This is a genomic window from Mycobacterium sp. NTMscope_Eco_3, assembly GCF_976985685.1.
Genome location: NZ_CDRJYZ010000001.1, coordinates 379,988 through 405,081, shown reverse-complemented (window position 1 = coordinate 405,081; position 25,094 = coordinate 379,988). Strand labels below are relative to the sequence as shown.

The following is a 25,094-nucleotide window of genomic DNA, read 5'->3' as shown; positions in this document are numbered from 1 at the left end:
CGGGACGCTTTAAGTCAAGCGATTGATTTAAATCCGCGGGGCCCTTGATCCGACGCCCGTGGACGCGGGTGCCGAACACGACGTCCCGCCGACGCCCGAACGTGACAACAACGTCACGCTGGCGACCGAACGTGACCGCATCGTCACGGTCGGGGCCGGCGCTCTAGCCTTGCCGCTTGGGCCGAATGACCTTGCCCGCCACCGTTCCGCCGTCCACGGGCAGCACGGTCCCGGTGACGTAACGCGACCGGTCGGTGGCGAAATACAGTGCGGCCTCGGCGACGTCATCGGGCGTGCCGTCGCGCTTCAGCGGGCGGTCATCGCGCATCCCCTGGCGGATCCGCGCCTCGAACTGCTGGAGCTGTTCGGGGTCCATGCCGGCCGCCGACTTCCCCAAGATCGGTGTGGGGATGCTGCCCGGTGCGATCGCGTTGACCCGAATCTCGTGGTATGCCAACTCAATTGCGGCGGACTTGGTGAACTGGATGACCGCCGCCTTGGACGCGCGGTAGGTCATCACGCCGCCGCCGGCCTGGATCCCGCCGATCGAGGTGATGTTGATGATGGATCCACCGCCATGTTCGGCCATGTGCCGCGCGGCATCCCGGGTGCCCGCCATCACGCCCAGCACGTTGACCCCCATCACCCGGTGGAAGTCGGCAAGGTCGTCGTCGAGCAACTTCCGCAGGGGGCTCGAGACCCCGGCGTTGTTCACCATCACGTCCAGGCCGCCGAACTTCGCGACCGCGCAGGAAACCAGCGCCCCCACCTCTTCGGGCTCGGAGACGTCCGTCCGCTGGAATACGGCAGTGGCACCCAGCGACGTCGCCAGCGCCTCCCCACGGTCGCTCTCGACGTCGGCGATGACGACCCGCGCCCCCTCCGCCACGAACCGCTCCACGAGACCCCGGCCTATGCCGGACGCGCCGCCGGTGACGATGGCGACCTTGCCGTCAAGTTCGTTAACCACCTGACGAGTTAATCGGGGCCGCAAGCGTTAAGTCAAGCAGTTGATTTAAGACCGCGCAGGGCCCGGTGTCCGGCCGGCGCGCGAAATGCGCGTGTTCGCCAAGCTCGGCATCACCTCGCGTCGACAACTGCGGGGTATGACCAAGGAATTCGGCCCCTGAGTTCGGCATGACTACGGACTTTCCAGGGTTCCCACGGACTGGTGCGCGGGCCATGCTGAAGAGGCCAATTCGTCGGGAAGCTTGGAAGGCGTGATCATGAAGGTTTTGGTAATCGGCGGCAGTGGGCTGATCGGATCACAGGTGGTCACCATGCTCACCGAGCAGGGACACGAAGCGATCCCGGCGTCACCGAGCACGGGCGTCAACACCGTGACCGGTGAGGGCGTTGCCGAGGCCGTCGCGGGCGTCCACGCGGTGGGGGACGTCTCCAATTCGCCGTCTTGGGCCGATGACGATGTGCTGAACTTCTTCACCACTTCTACCCGCAACCTTCTCGAGGCGGAGCGGGCCGCCGGCGTGCAGCATCACGTCGCGCTCTCGATCGTCGGAGCCGACCGGGCGGCCGCGAGTGGATACATGCGGGCCAAGATCGCCCAAGAAAAGGTGATCGTGGAATCCGGGTCTCCCTACACGATCGTGCGCGCGACGCAATTCTTCGAATTCGTTGAGGGCATAGCCGATTCGATGACCGACGGTGACACGGTCCGCGCGCCGCATGGGGCATTCCAGCCGATCGCGGCCGTGGATGTGGCCACGGCCGTCGCCCGCGCCGCGATCAGTGAGCCGGTCAACGGGGTGATCAACATCGCCGGACCCGAAAAGCAGGGCATGGACGACTTCATCCGGACCCGGTTCGCCGCGACCGGCGATGCCCGCCGGGTGGTGACCGATCCGGATGCGCAGTATTACGGCGCGGTGCTCGACGAGCGCATGATCGTTCCCGTCGAGGGCGAGGAAGTGACCCTCTACCCCACCCGGTTCGGCGACTGGCTGGCTGCGCAGGTGCCCAGCAACGCCAAGTAAGCCGTCCGAGATCGCCGAAGCGGTGCTCTTCCTGAGCTCCCCCCGCTCCAGTTTCGTCACCGGTTCGACCCTGCACGTCGACGGCGGCGGCGCCGCGGTTTGACCCCACGGCGGCCAACGTCGAGTTGCTGCGGACATTTCGTCGGCCTTCGCTCTACGGTGGGTAGTTGCGCAAAGACGAGGAGCATTGATTGCCCGTGCAACCCACCAGCGACATCCCCTTCGACACTCGGCTCACCAGGCGCGGTTTCATGGCCGCGGGCATCGCCGGCGGATTGGCGCTGACGGCGTGCAGCCAATCCCAACCCGAGCCGTCGGGCAACGCCCGGATGGCCGCCGCCATCGATGCGGCCGAGGCCGCCCGGCCGCACAGCGGCCGCACCGTCACCGCCACCCTGACGTCCCAGCAGGCCCAGATCGACCTGGGCGGACCGGTCGTCCGCACGCTCGCCTTCGGGAACTCCATCCCCGGTCCGGTGATCCGCGCCAGCATCGGCGACGAAGTCGTGGTGACGGTGAAAAACCGGCTCGATCATCCGACGTCGGTGCATTGGCACGGCATCGCCATGCGCAACGACATGGACGGCGCCGAGCCCGCGACGCCCAACATCGCGGCCGGCCACGACTTCACTTACCGGTTCTCCGTGCCCAATTCGGGCACGTACTGGGCACATCCCCACACCGGCCTGGACGGGGACACCGGGCTATACCTGCCGGTCATCGTCGACGACCCGACCGAGGGCAACTACGACGCCGAATGGATCGTCGTCCTTGACGATTGGACCGACGGCGCCGGGAAGAGTCCGCAACAGCTCTACAGCGAACTGAGCAACCCGAACAAGTCGCCCATGCCCACCACGTCCGAGACGACCCCGACCACCACGCCGACGGAAACGAGCACGACCGAGACGACGTCGACCAGCCCGACGACCTCGTCGAGTCCGGCGTCCGGCGGTCCCGCGCCGTCCGCGGGAAGCGCCGGCAGCAGCGACCTCCTCGGAGGCGACGCCGGAGACATCGCCTATCCCTACTACCTGATCAATGGGCGAATTCCCGCTTCCCCCATGACGTTCGATGCGAAGCCCGGTGAACGGATACGCATCCGTTTCATCAACGCCGCCTCCGACACCACCTTCCGGGTGGCGCTGGCCGGCCATTCGATGACGGTGACGCATACCGACGGCTACCCCGTGGTGCCCGCTCAGGTCGATGCGCTGCTCATCGGCATGGCCGAACGCTACGACGTCACGGTGACCGCCGCGGACGGTGTCTTCCCACTGGTCGCCGTCGCGGAAGGCAAGAACGCTCTGGCGCGGGCATTGCTGTCCACGGGCGTGGGCAGCCCGCCCGATCCGCAGTTGCAGCCGGGCGAACTCACCAAGCGCGTGGGCACCGTCGAAATGTTCACCGCCACAACGCCGGTCAACCTGGGCCGCCTTGACCCGAACCTCAATCTTCCGGTCGTGTTGGGCGGCAACATGATGCAGTACAACTGGACGATCAATGGGCAGCCCTACGGCAAGACGAGCCCGCTGCGCGTGCAACAGGGTCAGCGGCCCACCATCACGTTCGACAACACCACGACGATGTATCACCCAATTCACCTGCACGGGCACACGTTCCAGGTGATCAAACCGGACGGGAGCCCGGGCGCCCGCAAGGACACCGTCATCGTGCTGCCCAAGCAGAAGCTCGCCGCCGTCCTCGTTGCCGATAACCCCGGCACGTGGCTGATGCACTGCCACAACACCTATCACCAGGTCGCCGGGATGGAGACCCGACTGGATTACGTCTTCTGACGATTCAGAGGCCACCCAGAAAATCCGTCAGCAACTGGTTGACCGCCGACGGCTGCTCGATCTGGGGGCAGTGCCCGGCCTTGTCGACGACCACCGAACGGGCTCCGTCGATCTGCTTGGCGATCTGGGCGGCCCAGCCGCCGGGTAACAGCTTGTCGTCGCCGCCCTCGATGACAAGTGTTGGCACGCCGATGCGTTCGTAGGCGCGCGCGCTGGATGGGGTCGAGGACGGGGCGGCCCCGGGGCGGCGGAACCGGGCCGCGGCGATGGCCTCCCACGCCCCGGGTGCGGTGCTCGACTCGTGGCGGCGTCGCACGTACTCCTCGTCGGCGGCATAGGCCGGGTCGGAGAACAGCGCTTCGACGATGCGGCGCATGGCCGGCAACGTGGCGTCATAGTTCTGCAGCGCCTCGAAGTACTGGTTCTGCTGGATCTCGCCGCCGCCGCAGATGATCACCAGGCTACGGACCGGCAGCAGCGGCGTCTCCGACGTGCTGTCGGTGAGGAGGTTGATGGCGCCCATCGAATTGCCGACGAAGTGTGCCGAGTCGGCGCCGACCAATTCGCAAAACCGGGCGATGTGCCGGATCCGCATGCCGCGCCCGTCGACGAAGTCGATCACCTTGGCCGACTGCCCGAAGCCCAGCTGGTCCGGAGCGAGAACCCGGTACCGCGCCGCGAGGGCGGCGATGTTGCGTTCCCAGCCGAGTTCGGCGCCGGCGCCGAACTCGCCGCCGTGCAGCAACACCACCGGATCGCCTTCGCCGGCTTCCAGGTAGCTGGTCGCCAGGCCGTCGACCGATATGGTCTTGCGCCTAATCTGCATCACTTGATCGCTATCGGGTTCACCGGGGATCCCACGGCCCCAACGAATCTCAGCGGCGGAGCGATGAGCTGAAACTCGTAGACGCCGTCGGCGGCGCAATCGGCCGCCAGGGCGGTGAGGTCCCAATACTCGCCGAGCATCAGCCCCATGTCGCGCAGGGTCAGCAGGTGGAAGGGCAAGAACACGCCGTCGACCCCGGACACCGGGTCTTCGACCTGGAGGTTGTCGGACGCGACCGCCGCAACCTCGTGATCGTGCAGCCACTGGGCGCATCGCCAGTCCAGTCCCGAATAGGGTTCGGTCTTGTTGCCGGTGTCCAGATACCTTGCCCACCAACCGGTCCGGATCAACACGATGTCGCCGCGCCCGATCGTCACGCCTTGGGAGCGAACGACGTCGTCCAATTCCTCGGGAGTGATCGGGTTTCCGTGCTCCAGGAAGACCTGCGCGCCCCGATGGCGCACCAGGTCCAGCAGCACGCCGCGGGAGGTGATGCCCTTCCCGTCCACCTTCTCGATGCCGAGGCGGCGGGCGCCCAGGCTGGTCACCGAGCCCGCCGGGATCCCGTTGTAGAGCAGGTCGTCGTAATAGACGTGCGACAGCGCATCCCACTGGGTGGCCGCCTGCAGCGGCATGATGATCATGTCGTCGTTGAACCGGAAGAGGTTGTCGACGAAGTACGGGCCCATCTGCGCCGCCGTCGGATTCCGGTCCCAGCCGGGGCCGTACTGGGCCAGCGTGTTCGCGTCACCGCCGTCCACGGTCATCACATGGATGGGGTTGTGCCGAAAACCGAAGGCGCCCTGCGGTCCCGACGAGCCGAAGTCCACGCCGAGCGGAAACACCTTGCCATGCCGGACCAGGCCGGCGGCCTGAGCGATCTTTTCCTCGGTGATGAAGTTCAGCGTGCCGAGCTCGTCGTCGTCGCCCCAGCGGCCCCAGTTGCTGACATCGCGAGCGGCCCGGCGAAAGTCGGTCACACTGGCCACGAAGTACGCCCTTCCTCGAGTTCACGAGCTATTGCGGCGCCCACGTTTCCGCCGTCGACCCACACAACCTGACCCGAAATATAACTGGCCGCACGGCTATTCAGGAAGAGCAGCACCGCCGCCTGCTCGGCGGGCTCGGAAACACGACCCAGCGGCTTGGGGATGTCGTCGAGGAAGCCCTGCCCGTATGCCGAGCGCAGCTGGTCCAGGATCGGCGTCTCTGTGACCCCCGGCCCCGTGCAGTTGATGCGGATCCCTCGGGCGCCCAGCGGCGTGGCACTGCGCATGGTGTAGAGGATGATGGCTTCCTTGGACAGCTGGTAGCCGGTGCCCAGCGCATCGGGGTGTCGGTCGCACCACTCGATGCCCTCGGGCATGGTCGCGGTGTCGAGCAACGGCGCCACCTCGCGCAGGTGTTCACGGTAGGCGGCCGCCGCGAGCGAGGACACGCTGACGATGGATGACCCCGCGGTCATCTTCGGGATGAGCGCCTCGGTGACGTGGCGTAATCCCAAGAAGTTGATCGTGACGATCAGCTTCGGGTTGCCGACGCCGGAGGAGACCCCGGCGATATTGAACAGCGCGTCGACCGGCCCGTCGAGGGACGCCACCGCGCGATCGATCGACGCCGGATCGGCGAGGTCGACCTCATGGAACGCGTTGACAGCGAAGTCGGGCCGGCGCTTGTCCAGCCCGACGACGTCGGCCCCCAGGTCGGTGAGCTGGCGCACCACGTATTCGCCGATGCCCGAAGCGCATCCGGTCACCACGGCCCGGCGGCCGTCGTAGCGCCACAGCTCGTCGATTGCTCCCAAGGCTCGCCCCGACATCTCGGTAAAACTCGGGCTCTACTTCTGCTGTTCCTTCGCCCGCTGCGCGGCCTGCACGCGGCCTTCGTTGATCTCCGCCATCGCTTCGGGGATCTCGCTGGCGGTGAATTTACCGCCGCGGCCGGTGGGCAGTCCACCAAACGAGTAGTCCTCATCGAACTGCGGCGCCGTCGATTTCGGGCGGCGCGCCTCCACCTTTTCGATGACGGGCGCCAGCCTGGTGGCCTTGTCGGCCACCGCCTTGGCGTCGCGCTCGATGAACTCGGGCAGCACCTCCTTGCCCATCAGCTCGATGGATTCCATGGTGCCCTCGTGGCTGCGCGGGTTGAGCAGCAGGATGATCTCGTCGACGCCGCTTTCCTCGTAGCCGCGCAGGAATTCACGCACCGTGGCGGGCGACCCGATTGCGCCGCGTCCCGGCCCGTAAGCCAGCGTGGGATCCTTGTCGACCTCTTCGAGGTACCGCTGCCACACGCCGGTCCGCCCGGGCGTGTGCACCCCGGTCATGTAGTAGTGCATGATGCCGAACGAGAAGAAGCCGCCGCCCTGCCCGAGCCGCTGCAGCGCCTGCTCGTCGGTCTTGGCCACCATCATCGACAGGTCGCCGCCGATGGCGAGGATGTTCGGGTTGATTCGCGGGGTCACCGGGACGCCGTTCTCTTCGAATTCCTTGTAGTAGCCGTTGACCCGCTCGGTTAGCGGTCCGGGGCCGGTGTAGGCGAAACTCAAGGCGCCGATGGCCTTTTGGGCCGCCATCTGCACGCTGGCGGGCCGCGTGCAGGCGACCCAGACGGGCGGATGCGGCTTTTGCAGCGGCTTGGGAACGACGTTGCGCGCCGGCATCTGAACGTGCTCACCGTTGAAACCGGTGAACGGCTCCTCGATCATGCAGCGGATCGAGACCTCGAGGGCCTCCTCCCACTGGGCCCGCTTGTCGGCGGGGTCGATGTTGAATCCGCCGAGCTCACCGACCGACGACGATTCCCCGGTGCCGAATTCGACACGGCCGTTGGAGAGCAGGTCCAGGGTGGCGATACGTTCGGCGACCCGGGCGGGGTGGTTGACCACGGGCGGCAGGTGCATGATGCCGAAGCCGAGGCGAATGTTCTTGGTGCGCTGGCTGGCCGCGGCCAAGAAGATTTCCGGCGCCGTCGAGTGGCAGTACTCCTCGAGGAAGTGATGCTCGGTCAGCCACACGGTGGAGAAGCCCGCTTTGTCGGCGGCCTCGACCTCGTCGAGACAGTCCTGCATCATGATGTGCTCGTCGTCGGGAGCCCAGGGCCGCGGCAGGGCGAATTCGTAGAACAGCGAGATCTTCATTGCTACCTCCTATGAGTATTAACGGCTCGATTGGCTGCTTGTGCCGCAACGTGTTTCGCGGCGACAAAGCCGAAGGTCATGGCGGGGCCGATGGTCGCACCGGCACCGGCATAGCTGCGTCCCATCACCGGCGCGGAGGCGTTGCCCACCGCGTAGAGCCCCGGCACCACGGTGTCGTCGCTTCGCAACACCCGGGCGTGTTCATCGGTGCGCAGGCCGCCGGACGTCCCGAGGTCCCCGAGGACGATTCGGAACGCGTAGTACGGCGGATCACCGAGCGGATACAGGTTCGGGTTGGGCAACGTGTGATCGCCGTAGTAGTTGTCGTACACGCTGTCGCCGCGGTTGAAATCGTCGTCGTGACCCTTGCGGGCGAGTTCGTTGAAGCGGCGGGCGGTTTCGGTGAGCTCGCCCGCGGGCACGCCGATCTTGCCCGCCATTTCTTCCCACGTCTTGGCCTCCTTCACCACACCCGACTCCAGCCAGGCGGATGGAACCTTCCGGCCGGTCGGCACCGGCGCGAACGGGATCTTCGGTATCGGCAGGTGCCCGCCGACGACATAGCGGTGGAACGACCGCTGGTCGGTGATCAGCCAGCACGGGATGTGGGTGACGCCGGACCTCTGGCCCTCGATCATGGCGTGGCCGAAATCCATGTACGGGGCGGCTTCGTTGATGAACCGCTTGCCGGCACCGTTGACGATGAACTGCGCCGGCATCATCCGTTCGTTGAGCATGAATTGCATGCGGCCGTCCGGCCATTGGATCGCGGGGAACCACCAGGCTTCGTCGAGCAGGTCCGTGGCGGCGCCCACCTTTTGCGCAGCACGGATACCGTCACCCATCGCCGCCGGGTTGCCGAAACTCCAGTCCTGGTCCACCTCGGGCAACAGCTCCTTGCGCCAGGCGAGATCGTGGTCGAATCCGCCGGACGCCAGGATCACGCCTAGCCGCGCACCGATCCGCCGGGACTTGCCGCCGGTCTCCACCACCGCGCCGGTCACCGCTCCGTCGGCGTCGGTGAGCAACTGCGTCATCGGCGAGTCCAGCCACAGCGGAATGCCGCGTTCCCTCAGCGCCAACCGGAGCCGGGCCGCCAACGACTGTCCGATCGCGGCCATCCGCTCGCCGAAAACCCTCGCCCTGACCATCCGCGCGATCAGCTTGAGCAACACGCCCTTGCCGGCCCAGGACTGGCGGATTCGGTAGAAGGTGCGCAGTTCCTTGGGGCCCAACCAGATTCCCCTGGGCGCCAGCGCCAGCGGCTGCAGCAGCTGCTGCTCGTCGGCGCCCAGCTCGCGCAGGTCGATGGGCGGCACGTTGATGGTGCTGCCGAGCTCGGAGCCGCCGGGCAGCTCCGGGTAGTAGTCGGCATACCCGGGCTTCCAGACGAATTCGAACCAGCCCGACAGTTGCTCCAGAAACTGGAGCATCTGCGGTGCCGTCTCGACGTATTGCCGTATCCGTGCCTCGCTGACCAGGCCGTCGGTGATCTGCTTGAGGTACCCCACCACGCCCTCGGGTTCGGGCGCGTACCCCTCCCGGCGCTGCGCGGGCGCGCCCGGAACCCAGATACCGCCCCCCGACAACGCGGTCGAACCCCCGAAGTGGGAGGACTTTTCGACCACCAAGGCGTCGAGCCCGGCGGCCTGGGCGGTCAGGGCAGCCGTCATGCCACCCCCGCCCGACCCGACGATGAGTACGTCGATGACGTGATCGAAATCGTCCATTGTGTCCGTCATCTCGGGAGTGCCGTTCGGATGGCGAAACCGGCGATCAGCTCGGGAGCGGGTTTGTAGTAGCGTCCGACGATTTCGTAGGGGCCCGCGGTCTCCAGCGCCGCGAATGCCGCTACCCACGTGCGGATTTCCTGCGCGGAGCCGCCGCCCTCGTGGGCCACGAACGAGTTCGACCACTGATCCAATTCGCTCAGCCCGCCGCCGTCGATGATTTCGAGGAACCGGTGATCCCACGTCGGGTTGAGTGGTTGCAGGCCGCTGTCTCCGGCGGCGAAGCTCTTGGCCGCATCGATGACGGCCGCTTGCCGGGCCTGGCGCTGCTCGGATGTCATCGGCCGTCCATGCACGATCCGCTCCAGCACGGGCGGGCCCGCGGTCTTTAACGTCGGCACGGGAGGACTGTGCGAGAGCCCACCGGAGCCCAGCACCAGGACGCGCTTGTCCAGGGTGCCGAGATAGGCGCCGACGGCGGCACCGAGCGCTCGGCAACGACGCATCGGGCCCAGCGGCACGCCGATCGCGTTGATGAAGATCGGGATCACGGGACGCGAAGTGGCGTCACCGAAAAGCTTTTCGAGCGGCTGGACGGTACCGTGATCCACGTCCATGCTGGCGGATACGGCGATGTCGACATCCGCGTCGAGGATGGCCTTCGCGCAGTCGCCGGCAAGCTCCTCCAGCACGTCCAGCGGGCCGGCATGGGTGCCGTAGTCCCCCACCCCGGTGGCGCTCGTGCCGATACAGAACGGCGGCATCACCTTGTAGAAGAACCCGTTGTAGTGATCCGGCGAAAAGGTGACGACGAGTTCGGGATCGAAGTCCTCGACAAATCCTCGCGCCTCGGCGATGGCGCACTCGATGTCATCAAGCAGGTCCCGCGACGGCCCCGGAAGACTCAGGAGCGGGCTGTGCGACATACAGCACAGAGCCAGTGCCACGTTGCAAATCACCCCCTTGCGGCGTCAGGGCCAGCGCGTCCAGGAGCGCGGCGCTCAGGTCGGGCGTGCGCTGAGCGATGCACGCGCCCGCGATACACCGATCGGGGCGCAGGAACAACACCGATTCGGAGTGGGTGTCGAACCACGCTTTGAGGTCCCCGCGGCGATCGCCGACCACCACGACGTCGGGGTCGTCGTGCCCGGTCCAGTGCAACTGCGTCACCGGCCGGAGCGCAAAGAAGTGCGCGCCCAAGGCTTTCCAGCTGGCGAAGGCGGATTCGCCGAGGAGTTTGCGGGGGTTGTTGTTCCAGCACAGCACGGCGAACCAGGTGCCGAGCACGTCGTCGAGCAGCACATCCTGTTGGTCTCGGGTGTCGACTCTCGGCTGGATGAACAGCGTTCCGACCGGCGAATCGGCGCGGCCGGGTGCGGCATGCACGACGGCACCGTGTTCGTAGCGCGGCATCGGCTTGAACCGCATCTCCAACACATACCGCTTGAGCGACGGCACGATTGACGCCGACCGCACGAGCAGGTCACGCGCGCCGGCCACCCGGCGGTTGGTCGGCGAGATCACGCGGCCCACCATGGTCGACAGGTCGATCATCGCGCGCGCGTGCTTGCGGCGCTCCACGTCGTAGGTGTCCAACAGCTTGTCCTCGGCCCGGCCGCTCACCACCGCCGCGAGCTTCCAGCCCAGGTTGGCCGCGTCGCGAATCCCGCTGTTGTAGCCCTGCCCCTGCCACACCGGCATCAGGTGCGCGGCGTCGCCGGCCAGCAGCAGCCGGCCCTTGCGGAACGCGCCGGCGATCCGCGAATGGTGCGTGTAGACCCGGCGCCGGATCACGTCGACCCGGTCGGGGTGGGGCACCATCCGGGCCAGCATCTGTTGCAGGAAGGCCGGGTCTTCCGCCTGTTCGTCGGTCTCGTCGGCGTGAATCATGAACTCGAAGCGGCGAATACCGTGGGCGATCGAAATCGAGGCGTACGGGCGCTCGGGGTCGGCGCCGACCTCGCTGTTCGGGTGCCCGAGCGGGTCGTTGGCGATGTCGACCACCAGCCACCGCGTCGAGGACGTCGTGCCGTCGAACGAGACCCCCATCACGCGGCGCGTCATGCTGCGGCCGCCGTCGCAGCCGACCACATAACGTGCCCGCACTCGCGTTGTGCCGCCGTTGCTTTCGGCGCCGCCGCCGAGTTCGACGGTGACCCCGTCGGCGTCTTCCCGGCAGCCCGCCATCGGGCTTCCCCACCGCACGTGGACGTGTTCGAATCGGTCCAGGCCGGCCAGCAGCTCGGCATCAACGAGCGGTTGCACGAACCCATTTCGCTTCGGCCAGCCGAAACGCGCGTCGGGCGGGGCCATTTCGGCGAGCACGCGGCGCTTGGCGTCCATGAAGCGCAGGATCTGGTTGGGCACCGTGTGCGGCAGCACCCGGTCGACAAGACCGATCGACTGGAACGTGCGCAACGCCTCGTCGTCCAGACCCACCCCGCGCGGGTAGTCGATGAGGGTGTCCCGCTCGTCGACCACCTCCGTGCGGATCCCTTGCAGGCCAAGGATGTTGGCCAAAGTCAAGCCGACCGGGCCCGCACCGACGACGAGTACGTCGGTCTCGGTGTCAGGTGTCTCTTGCCCCGGAGCCGCCATCAGCGACCCAGCAGGAAATCGAGATGCAGGCGATTGAAAGTCTTGGCGTCCTCATACTGCGGCCAGTGACCGCACCCGGGCATCACCTCGAAGCGCGCGCCCGGGATCATCGACGCGATGCGCCGGCCTTCGGTGACATCTGCGGTCGGGTCGTCACTGGTCCAGAGCACCAGCGTCGGCGCGATGATCGCGCCGTACTCGGCCGGACCCAGGATGTTGCGCGCCCGAATCTCGGGATCCTGCAACGCCATGATGTCGCGCATGGCCGAGACGAATCCCGGCTGGCGATAGACGCGCTGGCGGCTGGCGACCAGATCGTCGTATTCCTGGGACTTGTCGGCCATCAACCATTTGATCCGCGCCTGAACCGTTTCCCACGTGGGATCCTCGGCGGCCGCCATCGACAACGTGATAATCCGTTGCATCACGACGGGGTCGGCCTGCGAGCCGCCGGCGGTGTTGAGCACCAGGCGGTCGACCACGTCGGGGTGGTCGACGGCGGCCCGCGCGGCCACCCAGCCGCCGAGGGACTCGCCGCTGATGCACGCGCGATCGACACCGATGGTGCGCAGCACGGCCATCAGGTGCTCGACATAGTGGCGGACCTCCAGCGGGTGGCCTGGCTTGTCGGTGTAGCCATGGCCCAGCATGTCGATCGACCAGGTCCAGAAGTGATCCGCATGGGCCGCGAGGTTGCGCACGTAAGCCTCGGCGTGACCGCCGGACCCGTGCAACAGAACCAGCACCGGTTTGCCGGGGTCCCCGGCCCGTAGGTACCGGGTCCGTATTCCTCCGGCGTCGAGGTAGCCCTGCTCAAACGCGACGCCCTGGAGATCGCTCCAGATGCTCTCGAACTCCGCCACGGTCCTGTCCGGCCTCCAGATCGGGGAAATCTCGTTCTCGTTTTCCACGTATTTTGTGTGCTAATATCGCACACTGATGTGCGTTATATATAGAGCTTCGCTCTCGCGGGAAGGTCTGTCAAGGCCGTGACGGGTTCCGGTACCGGGTCGCAAACCCTGGCCAGGGGACTCACCGCGCTGCAAATGGTGGCCGATTCCCCCGCCGGGCTCACGGTGCAGCAGCTCGCCGACCAGGTCGGGGTGCACCGCACGATCGCCTACCGGTTGCTGACGACGCTGGCCGAGTTTCGGCTGGTCGCCAAGGGTGAAGACGGGCGCTACCGCCCCGCCGCCGGTCTCGCCGTGCTCGGCGCGTCCTTCGACCGCAACGTGCGCCAACTGAGTCTGCCGACGTTGCGCGCGCTGGCCGACGATCTCGGCACGACGGTGTCGTTGCTCATCGCCGAGGGCGACCAGCAGGTGGCGATTGCGGTCATCGTGCCCAGCCACGTCGCCTATCAGCTGTCCTTTCACGAAGGCAGCCGCTACCCGCTCGACCGCGGCGCCGCCGGGATCGCCCTGCTGGCGTGCATGCCGCCGCGCCCCGGCGAACGGGAGCTGGTCTCGCGGGCGCGCGAGCGTGGCTGGGTGACGACGTACGGCGAGATCGAACCGAACACCTACGGCCTGGCCGTGGGGGTGCGCCGCCCGGCGCCGTCCCCACCGACGTGCATCAACCTCATCTCGCACCGAGAAGACGTGGTGCTGCGCGGGAAAGACGCGGTCGTCAAGGCCGCCAAGCAGTTATCGGAGCTTCTGAGCTGAAGGGATAGCAGTCCATGTCATGGGACCACGAAGTCGATGTCGTCGTGCTCGGCAGTGGCGGCGCGGGCCTCACCGGCGCGCTGACCGCGGTCGTGGCGGGCGCATCCGTGGAGGTCTACGAAAAGGCCGCGACGGTAGGCGGGACCACCGCCGTGTCGGGCGGCATCGTGTGGATTCCCGCCCACAACCGTTCTCCCGACGGCGAATTGACGCCATCCGACGCGTTGAAATACCTGCGCGCCCAGTCGCTCGGCTCGATGGACGACGAGCTGGTCGACACGTTCGTGCGCACCGGTCCGGCGATGCTCGATTTCATCGAGGCGCACAGCGGCCTGCACTTCGAGATCGCGACCGGCTTCCCCGACTATCGGCCGGAGTTGCCGGGGGGACAACCGACCGGCGGCCGATCACTGAGCGCGGCTCCCTTCGATCTGGCCCAGTTGGGCGAATGGGCCAAGCGGATAACGTCTTTCCCAGCCGACTGGTCCAACGTCGGTTTCGATGCCGAGACCAGGGCACGCCTGCACGCGGCGATCGACGAGCGAACCGGCCACCTGTGCGTCGCCGGCACGGCGCTGATCGCGGGGTTGCTGAAGGGTCTGCTGGACGCCGGGGTGACCCCCCACACCCATGCGCGGGCCGAGGAACTCATCGCCGAGGGCGGTGAGATCACCGGGGTGCGCGTCGCGCTGCCGGAACGGACGATCAGCGTCCGCGCCCGACGCGGGGTCATCCTGGGCACCGGTGGCTTCGAGTGGGATCATGCTCTGGCACAGGCCTTTCTGCGCGGCCCCATGCACGGCGCGGTCTCTCCACCCAACAACACCGGCGACGGGTTGCGCATGGCGATGGCCCACGGGGCCGACCTGGCCAACATGGGCGAGGCGTGGTGGGTGCCGATCGTCCAAATCCCGGGCGACACCATCGAGGGCAAGCCACGCAGCCGCAGTGTGCGTCTGGAAAGAACGCGACCGCGCAGCATCATCGTCAACTCCGCCGGGCAGCGCTTCGTCAACGAGGCCTGCGACTACAACTCGATGGCCGGCGCCTTCCATTATCTGGATCCTCGCGGCGGGTACGTCAACGATCGCGGCTGGATGGTGTTCGATTCGGTGCACCTGCAGCGCTACGGATTCCTCGGTGTCGAACCGGGACAACCCGTCCCGGAGTGGTTCTGCGAGTCGGCGGACCTCGCCGAGTTGGCCGCTAAGACCGGCATCGACCCTGGCGGCCTGACCCGCACCGTCGAGAGCTGGAACCGTCACGTGGCGGCCGGTGAGGACCCCGACTTCGGGCGGGGTTCCAGCGCGTACGACGGCTACTGGGGTGACGACAGCGCGACCACGCAGGCCGGCAAGACGCTGGGGCCCATCGACACCGCCCCGTATTACGCGGTGCCGGTGAGCATCGGCGCGATGGGCACCAAGGGCGGCCCGCGCACCGATCACGACGCGCGCGTTCTGCACGTCGGCGGTGAGCCGATACCGGGGCTTTTCGCGGCCGGTAACGCGATGGGCGGCGTGACCGGGCGAGCCTACGGGGGCGCCGGCGGAACAATCGGTCCGGCAATGGTTTTCGGCTATCGCGCCGGTCACGCGGCGGCCACCGGGAAGTCCGTCGACCTGGAGTAGCCGACGCCGGCCTGGTGTACCGAGCGTGGGTTCTTACGGCGCCGGTCGCGACCCAGTTGCTGGCCGATCGTGCTGCGCGGCGAGTTTGCGGTTGGCGGCCGCCCACAACAGTTGTGTCACAAGCGGATGAGGTTCGTCGATGGTCGAGCGATTCTGCGGAACGAACAACGTGGCGATGTAGTACGGGTGGCCCGTTAGCTCCAGGACGCGAGCTTCTTCGTCATCGTCGACTCCGGTGACGCGCAGTCCACCTTCCTCCAGCGCGGGTCGATAGGTTTCGTTCAATCCGAAGTTGCAGTAGTACTTTTCGTGAATTCGCCGCTCTCCATAGCACTGCGCGGCCAGTGATCCCGGCCGGAGGTTGACCGGCATGGTTCGGCCCGCCAGGGAACACGTCAATGATGAGATGAACAGCAGAGAGCCGTACGGATCGTATTCGGCGTGCTGCGCATCGTCGAAGCCGAGTACGTTACGGGCAAATTCAAGAACAATGTGCTGGTATCCGCCGCAGGTACCCAGCGTAGGCAGCTGGTTTTCGCGCCCGAAACGTAAAGCACCAAGGGCTCCGCGTGACAGCTTGCCTCGCTACACACCAATTCTTTTCGGGTTCGAATTCGTGTGACCCACAGTGGGGCTGGCGCAATCGGTCCGACCTGCGTCATCCTGTGTTGATGGTGGCCTACGACCGGATCGGTGCTACCTATCGCAGCACTCGCCGGCCCGACCCGCGGATCGCTTGGCAGGTGCGCGACGCGCTGGCCACGATGGGCTCCGTCGTGAACGTCGGCGCGGGCACAGGCTCCTATGAACCGGCCCAGACCGTCGCCGCGATCGAGCCCAGCATGGTGATGATCGCGCAGCGTCCTGCCGGCTCGGCGCCGTGTGTCCAGGCCGTGGCGGAGGCACTGCCCCTGCGGGACAAGTGTGTTGATGCCGCAATGGCCTTGTTGACCGTGCATCACTGGGGCGATCTCGCCACCGGGATCGGCGAGCTGCGCAGGGTCAGCCGCCACCGAATCGTGATTTTCACCTGGGATCAAGCGGTGATAGGCGATTTCTGGTTGCTACGTGAATATCTGCCCGATGCCGCACGGATCAACGAGGCACTGTACGTGCCGATCGAACGACTGGTGGAGTTGCTGGGCGGCGCGCAGGTGCACGCCGTGCCCGTGCCGCACGATTGCACCGACGGGTTCGGCGCCGCCTTTTGGCGCCGCCCGCATGCGTATCTGGATCCCGGCGTCCGCGCGGGGATCTCGATGCTGGCCTACGCGGATCACGGCGCCCTGGCCGAAGGATTGGGCCGGCTCGCGGCCGACCTGCGCTCCGGACGATGGCAGCAACGACACGCGGAACTGCTTGGACAGCAACAACTCGACGCCGGATACCGCCTACTCATCAGCGATTGCGGCTAAGGACCACCAGGTGAGTCTCGTTTGTGATAGCACCGGTGATAGCGCAAACGAGACTCACCTCGTGCCATGGTCACTGGTACTCACGTGGTGGAGGCGAGGTGCAATCCAGACCGCCTTGGAGCACTAGCAAAACGCAGGTGCCCTTTCCCCCGATTGCGGGACAAACGGGCGGTCAGTCCGTCTGAGGTGTGCGCGGTGAGAGCAGCCTATCGGCCGCCGTGTAGGGGTCCTGGTCGCCGTCGACGACCGCCTCGGCGAGCCGGTCGAGATCCGGCTGGGTCCGCAGCCGGGTTTGGGCCAGCGACAAAATCTGTGCGCGGGCACGGGCCAGCCGGCGGGCGCGGCTGTCGGTGCGGCGGTGGTCCTCGATGACGGCCATCAGGTCCTCGATGCCCTCGCCCTTGGCGGCGATCAGCGGAACGATCGGGGCGCTGGTCTCGGCCCGAAGATCGCGGACGGTCTGCTTCGCGCCGTCCCGGTCCGCCTTGTTGACCGCCACGATGTCGGCGACTTCCAGCACTCCCGCCTTGGCGGCCTGGACAGCATCGCCCGCCCCGGGATTGAGAATGACGACGGTCGGGTCTGCGACGGCGGCGATCTCGATCTCGGACTGCCCCACCCCCACGGTCTCGAGCAGGACGACGTCGTAGCCGATCGCCCCCAGCAGGCGGATGGCCGCCGGAACCGCGGCGGCCAGCCCGCCGAGATGGCCTCGGCTTGCCACCGAGCGAATGAGCACGTCGGAGTCGTTGATATGCGCGGCCATTCGGATTCGATCGCCCAGCAGCGCACCGCCGCTGAACGGCGACGACGGGTCGACGGCCAGCACCGCCACCCGGCACCCACGCGTGCGGTAGGCGCCGACCAGGGCGGCGACCGTCGTCGACTTGCCCGCGCCCGGCGGCCCGGTGATGCCGATGACCGGCCCCATGCCCTCCGGTGCGGGTCCGATCGCCGCCAGGACCTCGTCGCGCTGTTCACCCTCGACGAGGCTGAGCAGCCGACCTGCCGCGCGGGGAGATCCGTTGCGCGCGCGGTCAATCAGGTCAGCGATGGTCATGTACGCATTATGGGGCCGCGACCTCGATCACCGTCGCCGAGCCCATTCCACCGCCCGCGCACATCGCCGCGACGCCGATGCCGCCGCCGCGGCGGCGCAATTCGTGCACCAGGGTGACTAGCATCCGGGCTCCGGTCGCCGCGACGGGATGCCCCAGCGAGCAGCCGCTGCCACTGACGTTGACCTTCTCGGGGTCAAGCTCGAGGAGCTTGATGGTGGCCACGCACATCGCCGCGAAGGCTTCGTTGATTTCGAACAGGTCCACGTCGGCGATTGAAAGACCAGCGCGGCCAAGGGCTTTCGGTATCGCCTCGACGGGTGCCAGGCCGGTGATCGCCGGGTCGACACCGACGGACGCCCAGGACCGGATGGTGGCCAGCGCGGGTAGTCCGAGCCGGTCGCTGGCGATCGTCAACGCGGCGGCCCCGTCGTTGGCGCCACAGGCGTTGCCGGCGGTGATGGAAAAGCCCTCGATCTCCGGGTGCAACGGCTTGAGCGCGGCCAGCTTCTCCATGCTGGTGTCGCGTCGCGGGTGCTCGTCGACCGCGAACAACCCGTGTGGGGTGTCGATCGGGACGATCTCCTCTTTGAAGCGGCCTTCGTCGATGGCGGCGATGGCGCTGCGGTGCGAGCGCAGCGCCCAGGCGTCCATCTCCTCGCGGCTCACGCCGGCCTTGACGGCGGCGTTCCAGCCGACCGTAATGGACATGTCCATGTTGGGTGCTTCGGGGCGATCGGGGTGGGTCGGGGGGAACCAGTCGACCCATTCGCCATCCAGCTGCATCCGCGACCGCGGCGACGTGGATGCCGAGTTCACGCCGCCGGCGATGACGAGTTGGTCCATTCCCGCGCGCACGCTCGCCGCCGCGCTCTGCACGGCCGCCTGGCCCGCCGCGCAGTGGCGATTGTTGGCCAAGCCGGGCACCTGGGTCAGGCCCGCGGTGATGGCGGCGTGGCGCGCCAGCACGCCGCCGCCGTAAAGGCCCTCGCCCAGGATTACGTCGTCGACCTGCGCGGGGTCCAGATCCGTTGCCGCTTCGGTGATGACGTGGTGCGCCAGATCGAACGCGCTGGTGTCGCGCAGGGTCCCCTTGCGGGCCGTGCCGATCGGGGTGCGCAGGGCGGACACGATGACGGCTTCAGGCACGGGTCTTCTCCAGTTCGGCCGGTGGGTGCGCGGCGGTGAAAGCCACCCGCACATTCACGAGAATCGTATTCTCTCATTACGAGAGTACGAGTCGCAACAAGCGGCGGAAGACCGATCAGTTGGTGCGGTCGGACCATCCCGGCGGGAGGCGGTCGGGGCCGGTGTCGATGACGGTCTCGTCGTCGGTCCCGACGTATTCGAACAGGGTGATGTAGGCGAATTCGGGGACTTCGTAGATCGGGTAGGTCGGGCCTTGATCTCGGTAGGCCCGCATCTCATCCAGGTGTTCGTTCTGGTAGCAGACAGTGCGCTCGCCGTGCACGCGGATCCACTGGGGGAAGAAGATGACGCCGTGGATGCGCCGCTTGGATGGCAGGACGTTGACCGCGACACAGGTTCCCGTGGGTTCGGTCCAGGAGATTTTGAAACTGTCGTCGTCGAGTTGGACGAGGTTGACGTCCTGGCCCTTGACCCAGCGGCCGCCGACATGCCCGGAGTGGATGCGGTAGTCGATGGTGGTGGCGTTCTTGACGTACATCTCGTACTGCCATCCGTTGGCATAGGTGTAAATGAAGCGGTGCCCGACGATTCCCGAAAAGTCCTGCGGCGGAATCGGATTTGCGACGCTGGTCATTGCCGTTCCTCCTACTTGGGTCGCAGCCGTGTCGGCTGTCACGGTGATGATCCTGCCAGGGCGCGGCGCCGCTCGTACAGCAGGTTTTCACCGAATACCGGTTGATGCGCCCAACCGGCGTGCGCGGCGGTCCTGCGGAAAACGCGCCGATTTGCGATGGTGGATCAATGACTGAGGGAAGGGTCGCGGTCCCGGGCGGCGAGGTGTGGTTCAAGCGGACGGGTGGCGGCGCGGGCCTGCCGCTGCTCGTCATTCACGGCGGCCCGGGCTTGCCGCACAACTACCTGCGGCCACTGGGACGCTTGGCCACGCAACGCGAAGTCATCTTCTGGGACCAACTGGGTTGCGGGAACTCCAAATGCGCGCCAAACCCCGGGCTTTGGACGATGGACCGCTCGGTGGCGGAGGTGAATGCCGTGGTGCGGGCCCTGGGGCTGGACGGCTTCCATCTCTTCGGTAACTCCTGGGGTGGGATGTTGGCGCAGCAGTATGTGCTCGACAATGCCGCCGGGGGCGCCGCGAGCCTCACCATCTCGAACAGCATCGCGTCCATCCCGGAGTTCGCGAAGATGGTGGCGCGCTTGAAGTCCGAGCTGGATCCGGGCACCCAGGCGGCCATCGACCGGCATGAAGCCGCCGGCACGACCTACGCACCGGAATACCAGGCCGCGATACGCACCTGGAATGAAACCTACCTGTGCCGGGTGCGGCCCTGGCCGCGCGAGCTCGAGGAGGCGTTCAGAAGCATGGGGGCGGAAATCTTCGAGACGATGTTCGGCCCGAGCGATTTTCACATCGTCGGAACGATCCGGGACTGGGACGTGTTCGATCGGCTCACCGAAATCTCCTTGCCGACAATGCTGCTCGCCGGCCGCTACGACGAATGCGTGCCGGAACACATGTGGGCAATGCACCAGCGCATCGCGGGCTCCCGGTTCGAGCTGTTCGAATCCAGCGCCCACATGCCGTTCATCGAGGAGCCGGACAAGTTCGATTCGGTGATGCGCGACTTCCTGATTCGCCACGACGCCTGAAGCAGCCGCGCCGCAGCGGCGTCAGTTCTTCTTGGCCGCGTTGAATTTCGCGACGTTGGCCCGAAAGTCCTCGGTGACAAACGACTGGCTCTCGGCCGACAGCGCGTAGTCGAGGCTGGCGAGCACGGCGCGCTCCAGGTGGATGTTGAGCACCCGCTTGGTGCTCTCGACCGCCTGCTGGGGCAGTTCCAAAATCTTTTTCGCACAGGCGATCGCCTCCGAGAACGGGTCGGCCACCACATGGTTGGCCAGACCGAGTTCGACGGCACGCTGCGCTTTGATGCGGGTCCCGGTCAGCGCGAATTCCTTGGCGAGCAGCAGGCTGATGTGCAGCGGCCAGGTCAGCGGACCGCCATCGGCTGCCACCAATCCCACCTGCACGTGCGGGTCGGCCAGATAGGCGTCCTCGGCGATGTACACGATGTCGCTGAGCGCGACCAGGCTGCAACCCAGCCCGACCGCGGGGCCATTGACGGCCGCCACCACGGGGATTCGGCACCGTGCCATGCCCAGCACGATTTCGCGACCGTCCCGGATGGTTTTGGCGCGCAGCTCAGCGTCATTGGCCAGCTCTTCCAGATACGTGAAATCGCCGCCGGCCGAGAACGCCCTACCGGCGCCGGTGATCACCGCGGCGCGGGCGGTGGGGTCGTCGGTCAACCGCTGCCACAGCCGCGCGAGCCCGACGTGCAGGTTGTCGTTGACCGAGTTGAGCGAATCCGGCCGGTTGAGCGTGATGACGCGCAGCGCGCCGTCGGCCTGGACGTCGATTTCGGTAGGCATGTCGTACACGTCAGACTCCTTCGATGGTCGTGACCCGCTTCACCCGGGCTACGCCCGCGCTCGCGATCACTCCTCCTTCAACGGTCGTGACCCGCTTCACCCGGGCTACGCCCGCGCTCGCGATCACTCCTCCTTCAACGGTCGTGACCCGCTTCACCCGGGCTACGCCCGCGCTCGCGATCACTCCTACAATCCCAAGATTCGTGAGGCGATGATGTTCTTCTGTATTTGTGATGTCCCGCCCATGACGCTTTGCGCCCGGCTGTACAGATAGGCGCTGAGCAGGTCGGGATCGCGCGTGCCCGCGACGGCCAGGGCGGCGTGCCCGACGGATTGTTCGACCCAGGTCATCAGCAGCTTGTCCAGCGACCCTTCCGAGCCGTGGGACACCCCGTCGAGCTGTTCGGACAACCGCCGGCGCACGTGATGGGTCAGCATGTCCGACTGAACCGCGGCCCACGCCAGCTCTTCGGGCACTTCGCCGTCGTTGCGCGACAACAGCTCTCGGACGAGCTTGCCGTAGCGGGCGGCGTAGCCCAGGGTCGAGGGTTCGCGTTCGTGCCCGACGACGGTCATGGCCACCGCCCAGCCGTCGCCGGGAGCACCGACCATCCGGTCCGCCGGGACCGTGGCATCGTCAAAGAACACCTGACCGAATTCGTTGGTCACCCCGTTGATCATCTGCAGCGGGCGCTGTTGCACGCCAGGCTGTTTCATCTCCAGCACAAACGCCGACAGGCCGCGGTGGCGCTTGGCCTCGGGGTCGGTGCGCGCGAGCAGCAGGCACCAGTCGGCCACGTCGGAATAGCTGGTCCAGATCTTGTGGCCGTTCACCACATACTTGTCGCCCTCGAGGCGGGCGGTGGTGGTCAGCGACGCGAGATCCGAGCCGGCGCCAGGCTCGCTGAAGCCCTGGCACCAGCGCTCGGTGCCGTTGATGATGCCGGGCAGGAAGCGTTTGCGTACCTCATCGTTGGCGTGCTCGCCGATCCCGTACACCAGATAGCCGACGCTGGGTCGCGGGGGCGCGCCGGCACGCACCAGCTCCTCGTCGACGATGACGTCGTAGACCGGAGCCAGGTCCCGCCCGCCCCACTCGCGGGGCCAGGACAGGCCGAAAAATCCGTTGTCGTACAGGGCGCGATGCCAGTCGGCCATACGCGCCCAATACTCGTCTCCCGAGCCGGAAAACTCCTTGGCGTGCGCCGAAAGCCAGGCGCGCAAACGGTCGCGAAACGCGGCCTCGTCGGGTGAGTCACGAAAGTCCAAGATCGATCTCCTTCAACGCGACCGGCCACAGCTCGGTCGAGGTCAGGGCGCGGCGCAGATAGACGTGCGCCACGCACTCCCAGGTGTTGCCGATGCCGCCGTGCACCTGAATCGCCGTCTCGCAGACGGTTCGGGTGGCCCGCGCGCAGTAGACCTTGGCGATTTGGGCCGCCCGAATGGCTTCGGCGGGGGCCAGCTCATCGACCGCCCACGCGGCGTGGCGCAACACGCTCACCGAACCTTCAATCAGCGCAAGGCTTTCGGCCAGCAGATGCGCGATGGCCTGATACGACCCGATCTGCTTGCCGTATTGTTCGCGGATCTTGGCGTAGTCGCAGGCGACGGCGTGCGCGCCGCGGGCGACGCCGACCAAATCCGCCGTCGTCGCGACCAGAGCCAGCGCCCGCCATTGCTTGGCGACCTCAGTGGACACTTCGCCCAGCGCCACCGGTGACCCCACGATCTTCGCGTCGGCCCGCGTCAGATCGACGCCCTCGGTCAATGCCTGCACCTCGACGGCCGAGACCGCGCCGCCCGAGAGAGCTAACGCACGCCGGGCGCCGCGGGCGTCGATCACCCGATCGTCGACCGCGACCGTTGTCCCCGAGGCGTCTTCGCCGATGTGACGGGCGAGATCGTCGGCGAGCACCGGGCCGAGAAACGGCGAGTCAACCAGACGGCGGCCGAATTCCTCGGCCACGATGGCCACTTCCACCCCCGAGGCCCCATCGGAACGCAACGAGCGCCAACCGGTGGACTCGATCTGCTTGTCCAGGCGCGTGATTCGGGTCTGGTCGTCGAGTTCCTGCACCGCCGCAGGTCCGAGGTCGTCGGCCAGCTTCGCGGCGGCGTCGCGCAATTGCTGTTGTTCAGTTGTCAGACGTACATCCATAGCGCTCCTTCAGCACTCGGCGCAGCACCTTGCCCGAGGGCAGGCGGGGAATTTCAGGCACAAACACCACGCGGCTCAGATGTTTGTAGGACGCCAACTTCTCGTCCACCAGGGCGGTCAGTTGGGACGCATCGACAGGCTCGGCGGCCGCGACCGCGGCGACGATCGCCTCGCCGTTGATCCCGTCGGGAATCCCGAACACCGCACAGTCTTTGACCGCCGGGTGACCGTGCAACACCGTCTCGATCTCGGCCGGGGCGACTTGGAAACCACGGACTTTGATCATCTCCTTGAGGCGGTCGGTGATCCGCAGCCACCCGCCGGTATCGAGCCAGCCGACGTCTCCGGTCCGATACCAGCCATCGCGGATCGCCTCGTTGGTCGCTTCGGTCGGCAGGTAGCCGGCCATGAGCGACGCCGACCGGGCCTGAATCTCACCGACCTCACCGGAGCCGACCGGCTCGCCCGTCTCCAGCGAGACGACCCGCAGGTCCACACCGGGCACCGCCCGCCCGACGGTGTCGAGCCGCGCGTCCTCGATCGAATTGCACGTGATGACAGGCAATTCCGTGGTCCCGTAGGCGGGCAGCCACCTCACGCCGGTGCGCCGGGTCACCGTCTCCGCGACGTGGGCGTTGACCGGTGTGGCCCCCCACATGATGTAGCGCAGCGACGACAGGTCATACGATTCCAAGCGCGGGTGCGAGGCGATGGCGAGCGCGATCGGCGCGACCGCCATTTCCACTGTGATGCGGTCACTTTCGATGTGGTGCAGCACCCGGTCGATGTCGAACCGGGGATGCAGCCGCACGCAGGCGCCGGTCTCCCACGCGGTCAGCAGGTTCAGCAACCCGAGAATGTGTGACGGCGGGGTGGCGACTTGGATCCGGTCGCGGTGTGTCAACTGCAGGGCGTCCCGCCAGTGCCGCACGGCCTCGTCGAGCGAGGCGTGGGTGTGCCGGACCGCCTTGGGCAGGCCGGTGGTGCCGGAACTGAACACCAGCGCCGCGTCGGCCTCAGGGGGCGGCGGAGGACCGGCGGCCGGCTCGGCGGGCGGGACCGGCTCGTCCAGGTGCAGCATCGGCATCAGGCCGGCCAGCACCGGGTGGTCGCCGACGGCGTGCGCGGGGCCCGTCAGCGCGAGCGCGTGGTCGACCTCGTCGCGTTTCCAGGCCGGGCTGATGAGGACGGCCGTGGCGGCCAGCCGCCAGATCGCGAGCACCACGGCGAGGAACTCCGGCCGGTTGGACGCCATGACAGCGACCCGCTGACCCGCTGTGACGCCGTCTTTGACCAGGGCCGCGGCCCATCCGTCGGCCAACGCGTGGAGTTCGGGCGCGCTGAATCGCCGTTCCTCGAACACGAGCGCCGCCGGCTCGGTCACGTCCCGTCCTTCCCTGACAGACCGGGCTGACCCGACATCCATACAAGGCTTGAGAAGATGCTATCGCTTCGTGAGAATAGTATTCTCTATAC

23 protein-coding genes and 1 pseudogene are annotated in these 25,094 nt (G+C 67.0%); 7 read left to right on the top strand and 17 right to left on the bottom strand.

Features of this window, described 5'->3' with window-relative positions:
• Positions 1–163: 163 nt before the first annotated feature.
• A complete protein-coding gene (locus tag AC0KTM_RS01950) occupies positions 164–970 on the bottom strand; it encodes an SDR family NAD(P)-dependent oxidoreductase (protein ID WP_225329071.1) in 807 nt (268 codons plus the stop codon).
• A 256-nt stretch (positions 971–1,226) separates the two neighbouring features.
• Here AC0KTM_RS01950 and AC0KTM_RS01945 point away from each other — a divergent pair, with 256 nt between their 5' ends.
• From AC0KTM_RS01945 to AC0KTM_RS01935, 3 genes and pseudogenes are all read left to right on the top strand, one after another.
• Positions 1,227–1,994, top strand: a complete 768-nt coding sequence (locus AC0KTM_RS01945; protein WP_225329070.1) for an SDR family oxidoreductase — start codon at positions 1,227–1,229, stop codon at positions 1,992–1,994.
• A pseudogene (locus tag AC0KTM_RS01940) lies at positions 1,990–2,097 on the top strand (SDR family oxidoreductase); the annotation flags it as partial. The gene AC0KTM_RS01945 and the pseudogene AC0KTM_RS01940, both read left to right, overlap by 5 nt.
• Before the next feature lie 88 nt (positions 2,098–2,185).
• Entirely contained in the window at positions 2,186–3,793 is a 1,608-nt protein-coding gene (locus tag AC0KTM_RS01935) for a multicopper oxidase family protein (RefSeq protein WP_374109721.1), read from the top strand.
• Between the two features lie 4 nt (positions 3,794–3,797).
• On the opposite strand, the gene AC0KTM_RS01930 is transcribed toward AC0KTM_RS01935, so the two are convergent.
• From AC0KTM_RS01930 to AC0KTM_RS01895, 8 genes are read right to left on the bottom strand one after another with little or no spacing between them, the layout of a single operon-like run.
• Positions 3,798–4,619 (bottom strand): alpha/beta fold hydrolase, encoded by an 822-nt coding sequence (locus AC0KTM_RS01930; protein ID WP_472414829.1) that lies wholly within the window; start codon positions 4,617–4,619, stop codon positions 3,798–3,800.
• Entirely contained in the window at positions 4,619–5,608 is a 990-nt protein-coding gene (locus AC0KTM_RS01925; protein WP_472414827.1) for a cyclase family protein, read from the bottom strand. Before AC0KTM_RS01925 ends, AC0KTM_RS01930 begins: the two co-directional genes overlap by 1 nt.
• A complete protein-coding gene (locus tag AC0KTM_RS01920; RefSeq protein ID WP_225329067.1) occupies positions 5,596–6,423 on the bottom strand; it encodes a coniferyl-alcohol dehydrogenase in 828 nt (275 codons plus the stop codon). The genes AC0KTM_RS01925 and AC0KTM_RS01920 overlap by 13 nt, the downstream gene beginning before the upstream one ends.
• A gap of 33 nt (positions 6,424–6,456) precedes the next feature.
• Entirely contained in the window at positions 6,457–7,758 is a 1,302-nt protein-coding gene (locus AC0KTM_RS01915) for an LLM class flavin-dependent oxidoreductase (protein ID WP_225329066.1), read from the bottom strand.
• A 2-nt stretch (positions 7,759–7,760) separates the two neighbouring features.
• On the bottom strand, positions 7,761–9,488 hold the full coding sequence (locus AC0KTM_RS01910; protein WP_225329087.1) for an FAD-binding protein: 1,728 nt from the start codon (positions 9,486–9,488) through the stop codon (positions 7,761–7,763).
• 8 nt (positions 9,489–9,496) lie between these two features.
• On the bottom strand, positions 9,497–10,414 hold the full coding sequence (locus tag AC0KTM_RS01905; protein WP_472414825.1) for a 3-carboxyethylcatechol 2,3-dioxygenase: 918 nt from the start codon (positions 10,412–10,414) through the stop codon (positions 9,497–9,499).
• Positions 10,362–12,086 (bottom strand): bifunctional 3-(3-hydroxy-phenyl)propionate/3-hydroxycinnamic acid hydroxylase, encoded by a 1,725-nt coding sequence (locus AC0KTM_RS01900; RefSeq protein WP_472414824.1) that lies wholly within the window; start codon positions 12,084–12,086, stop codon positions 10,362–10,364. Before AC0KTM_RS01900 ends, AC0KTM_RS01905 begins: the two co-directional genes overlap by 53 nt.
• Positions 12,086–12,949 (bottom strand): alpha/beta fold hydrolase, encoded by an 864-nt coding sequence (locus tag AC0KTM_RS01895; RefSeq protein WP_225329086.1) that lies wholly within the window; start codon positions 12,947–12,949, stop codon positions 12,086–12,088. Before AC0KTM_RS01895 ends, AC0KTM_RS01900 begins: the two co-directional genes overlap by 1 nt.
• A gap of 126 nt (positions 12,950–13,075) precedes the next feature.
• Between AC0KTM_RS01895 and AC0KTM_RS01890 the strand changes: the two genes are divergently transcribed.
• The gene (locus tag AC0KTM_RS01890) at positions 13,076–13,753 is read left to right on the top strand and encodes an IclR family transcriptional regulator (RefSeq protein WP_225329063.1); all 678 of its coding nucleotides are present in this window, start codon (positions 13,076–13,078) and stop codon (positions 13,751–13,753) included.
• A 14-nt stretch (positions 13,754–13,767) separates the two neighbouring features.
• Complete coding sequence (locus tag AC0KTM_RS01885; protein WP_225329062.1) at positions 13,768–15,384, top strand: FAD-dependent oxidoreductase; 1,617 nt, start codon at positions 13,768–13,770, stop codon at positions 15,382–15,384.
• 33 nt (positions 15,385–15,417) lie between these two features.
• On the opposite strand, the gene AC0KTM_RS01880 is transcribed toward AC0KTM_RS01885, so the two are convergent.
• On the bottom strand, positions 15,418–15,960 hold the full coding sequence (locus AC0KTM_RS01880) for a glutamine amidotransferase-related protein (protein WP_275254910.1): 543 nt from the start codon (positions 15,958–15,960) through the stop codon (positions 15,418–15,420).
• A gap of 95 nt (positions 15,961–16,055) precedes the next feature.
• Between AC0KTM_RS01880 and AC0KTM_RS01875 the strand changes: the two genes are divergently transcribed.
• Positions 16,056–16,799: a class I SAM-dependent methyltransferase gene (locus tag AC0KTM_RS01875; RefSeq protein WP_238958359.1), complete on the top strand. Its 744-nt coding sequence runs from the start codon at positions 16,056–16,058 to the stop codon at positions 16,797–16,799.
• 172 nt (positions 16,800–16,971) lie between these two features.
• Here the strand turns inward: AC0KTM_RS01875 and meaB are convergent, their stop codons facing one another.
• The 3 genes from meaB to AC0KTM_RS01860 form a co-directional block, all read right to left on the bottom strand.
• On the bottom strand, positions 16,972–17,859 hold the full coding sequence (gene meaB / locus AC0KTM_RS01870) for a methylmalonyl Co-A mutase-associated GTPase MeaB (RefSeq protein ID WP_225329059.1): 888 nt from the start codon (positions 17,857–17,859) through the stop codon (positions 16,972–16,974).
• 7 nt (positions 17,860–17,866) lie between these two features.
• Positions 17,867–19,006, bottom strand: a complete 1,140-nt coding sequence (locus AC0KTM_RS01865) for a thiolase family protein (protein ID WP_472414822.1) — start codon at positions 19,004–19,006, stop codon at positions 17,867–17,869.
• Positions 19,007–19,121: 115 nt separating this feature from the next.
• Positions 19,122–19,640 carry a phenolic acid decarboxylase gene (locus AC0KTM_RS01860; RefSeq protein WP_225329057.1) on the bottom strand — a complete coding sequence of 173 codons (519 nt, stop codon included), beginning with the start codon at positions 19,638–19,640 and terminating at the stop codon, positions 19,122–19,124.
• Between the two features lie 167 nt (positions 19,641–19,807).
• Here AC0KTM_RS01860 and AC0KTM_RS01855 point away from each other — a divergent pair, with 167 nt between their 5' ends.
• Positions 19,808–20,674: a proline iminopeptidase-family hydrolase gene (locus AC0KTM_RS01855; RefSeq protein ID WP_225329056.1), complete on the top strand. Its 867-nt coding sequence runs from the start codon at positions 19,808–19,810 to the stop codon at positions 20,672–20,674.
• Positions 20,675–20,695: 21 nt separating this feature from the next.
• Here AC0KTM_RS01855 and AC0KTM_RS01850 read toward each other — a convergent pair whose 3' ends face one another.
• From AC0KTM_RS01850 to AC0KTM_RS01835, 4 genes are all read right to left on the bottom strand, one after another.
• Positions 20,696–21,466: an enoyl-CoA hydratase/isomerase family protein gene (locus AC0KTM_RS01850; protein WP_225329055.1), complete on the bottom strand. Its 771-nt coding sequence runs from the start codon at positions 21,464–21,466 to the stop codon at positions 20,696–20,698.
• Between the two features lie 177 nt (positions 21,467–21,643).
• Positions 21,644–22,726 (bottom strand): acyl-CoA dehydrogenase family protein, encoded by a 1,083-nt coding sequence (locus AC0KTM_RS01845; protein WP_225329054.1) that lies wholly within the window; start codon positions 22,724–22,726, stop codon positions 21,644–21,646.
• The gene (locus AC0KTM_RS01840) at positions 22,713–23,618 is read right to left on the bottom strand and encodes an acyl-CoA dehydrogenase family protein (RefSeq protein WP_225329053.1); all 906 of its coding nucleotides are present in this window, start codon (positions 23,616–23,618) and stop codon (positions 22,713–22,715) included. Before AC0KTM_RS01840 ends, AC0KTM_RS01845 begins: the two co-directional genes overlap by 14 nt.
• Positions 23,596–25,002 carry a class I adenylate-forming enzyme family protein gene (locus AC0KTM_RS01835; RefSeq protein ID WP_225329052.1) on the bottom strand — a complete coding sequence of 469 codons (1,407 nt, stop codon included), beginning with the start codon at positions 25,000–25,002 and terminating at the stop codon, positions 23,596–23,598. Before AC0KTM_RS01835 ends, AC0KTM_RS01840 begins: the two co-directional genes overlap by 23 nt.
• Positions 25,003–25,094 lie beyond the last annotated feature (92 nt).